Source organism: Polaromonas sp. P3_C2 (assembly GCF_056402675.1).
Genome location: NZ_JBFUGX010000657.1, coordinates 1 through 2,228 on the forward strand (window position 1 = coordinate 1; position 2,228 = coordinate 2,228).

The 2,228-nt window shown below is 54.0% G+C and carries 3 protein-coding genes and 1 pseudogene; all 4 read left to right on the plus strand.

The annotated features are described in order from the left end of the window. On the plus strand, positions 1–268 hold a 268-nt coding region (locus tag AC1DWI_RS20325), incomplete at its 5' end, for a hypothetical protein (protein WP_477725594.1). A 19-nt stretch (positions 269–287) separates the two neighbouring features. Further along, positions 288–473 carry a hypothetical protein gene (locus tag AC1DWI_RS20330; RefSeq protein ID WP_477668877.1) on the plus strand — a complete coding sequence of 62 codons (186 nt, stop codon included), beginning with the start codon at positions 288–290 and terminating at the stop codon, positions 471–473. A gap of 675 nt (positions 474–1,148) precedes the next feature. Next, positions 1,149–1,529, plus strand: coding sequence for a DUF1801 domain-containing protein (locus AC1DWI_RS20335; RefSeq protein ID WP_477668876.1), 381 nt, complete (start codon positions 1,149–1,151; stop codon positions 1,527–1,529). 4 nt (positions 1,530–1,533) lie between these two features. Then, positions 1,534–2,228 (plus strand): annotated as a pseudogene (locus tag AC1DWI_RS20340) (hypothetical protein); the annotation flags it as partial.

The window sequence follows — 2,228 nt, forward strand, 5'->3', positions numbered from 1 at the left end:
CGGTAGACAGTGCCAGATCGAAACACGAGTAAAAGTGCCGGACGGCAGTACCGCAACGAAAGTATTCTGGCTGTTTCACAACACTTTCACCCCAGGGTTGATTGACGAGTGCCCCATTAAGGACGGGTATGCCACTTACACAACGATGGCCGACGAGTCATTTTGGCTTGGCGTGATAGTGCCGTTGGCCGGCGCAGACTCTGTTCGCCTAGCGATGAACCTGGCCGAGGCCGACGGAGCACCCGAAGCCTTTAAAGCCAAAAGCTAACTTTGAAAGACAGACGATCATGTCCACAGCGAAGAAATCATTGATTCTCAAGGTCTCGTCCAAAAAGGCACCAGCCAAGAAAGCTGCGGCAAAGAAGGCACCAGCCAAGAAAGCCGCCGCAAAGAAAGCGCCAATTAAGAAGGCTTCAGCGAAAAAGGCGCAGAGCCCTTTTCGCGGATTTGGCACTGTGGCAAGAATGGGATAGCGCTTGTTTATTCGTCAAAGTATCCAGTCCGACTACTGYGCGGTCTACGCAACAGCAATGTGTTTGTCAGTGTCCGGCACACCTACGTCGCGCAAAGATGCTCTGAGATTGTTTGGCGTGCGTCCGCGGTACTGGGTAGGTGCCTCGCATACCGACATCCGCCGTGCCGTTGTGACGGTTCGGCCAGACATCAAAAGTCGATGGATGCATATTAGGCAACCAACACCACAGAACGTGATTAGCTCTTTAGAACTAGTTGCAGCCCGAGGCGCACCGGCCATTGTGGCTGCATTCTGCAGGCATCGTCATCTGGGCCTGACCTGCGGCCATGCCTTTGTACTCATGCCCGGTCAGCTTCCGCGCTTGATAATTCTCGATCCGCTCGGTCCTGTGCCTCTGCCCTTGCAAAACCACAATGCTGAGATTGAACGCCCCGATAAGCAGCGACAGCGCTTGCTGGCTGTGCGAGGCTCTCCTTGGGACATCTCCTTGGATAAGCCGGTTTCTCTGCTTCGCGTTCCTTTTCTCGCTGACCAGTCCCGCGATCAATGATGCACAGCCGCGAATAAGCGCGCTTTAGATATAGAAATCGGCGGTACTCGTGGCGTCACCTCCCTGCACCTTGTAGCTTAGTTACCTCATATCGATTGGCTGGTGTAATCTGTTTCAGTCATGATGAAGAAAACCATCCCAGCCGCTAGCCCTGATGCTTATGTCGCCGCGCTGTCCGGCTGGCAGCGTGCGACAGTTGAGCAACTGCGGGCCGCCGTCTTGGGCAGTGCCGAGCTGGATGAAGTCATCAAGTGGGGCCATCTGGTCTATCTGTCGAATGGGCCTGTGCTGCTCATTCGCGCTGAGGAAAGTCGCGTATTGTTCGGCTTCTGGCGAGGCCAACGTCTTCGCGAGATGGATCCGCTGCTAAAACCCGGTGGTAAGTACGAAATGGCGACGAGAGAGTTTCATGAGGGTGATGAAGTCAACCTCGCCTTGTCGGGCCGTCTTGTCAAAGAATCGGTACGGCTTAACAAAACACTCGGCGACCCCACCAAGCTCTAGCATCATGCTTGGCGCTGAACTTCAAGAAATCCCGCGCAACCGGCCAATAGTGCTGCGAAACCTCACTTGCCCGTATTGTGGATGTGAGCTAAACGAGGAATTCACTAAAGAGCACGTGATTGGGAAGAGGTTCGTTCCGGTTGGAACTCTGTATCAAGATTGGAACCTGATTGTTCGGGCGTGCAAGCCGTGCAACGGACGAAAATCTGACCTTGAGGACGACATCTCTGCCATCACAATGCATCACGATGCTTTTGGCAACTCACCTTCGCCAGAAGCTGCGGTGGAGGCTGACAGAAAGAAAGCCAAGAGTCGAAGCCGTCGCACCGGAAAACCAGTGGGAGAGAGTGCCGAGAGCATGACGCTGCGCACCCAGCTCGGCAACTCAGTCACGATGACGTTTACCTTCACAGCACCACCTCAGATAGAGAGCGATAGGGCTTTCGAACTTGCTCGACTGCAGATGATGGCTTTTTTCTACTTCCTGACCTACAGCGAACAGACTTCGCGTGGGCAATTCTGGAGGGGGACGTTCGTGCCATTGATAGAGGCGAGAAAATCCGACTGGGGAAATTCCATTCACCTCTCCTTCATGAATGCCGTTGTCATGTGGGAGCCGAGACTTTTAGTTTCAACTGCTAAAGACCACTTCTCTGCAGCGATTCGTAGGCACCCAACCCATCGACTCTGGTCTTGGGC

Coding starts and splice junctions, on each gene's coding strand:
- AC1DWI_RS20330 (WP_477668877.1), top strand. CDS start 288: ATGTCCACAGCGAAGAAATCATTGATTCTCAAGGTCTCGTCCAAAAAG.
- AC1DWI_RS20335 (WP_477668876.1), top strand. CDS start 1,149: ATGAAGAAAACCATCCCAGCCGCTAGCCCTGATGCTTATGTCGCCGCG.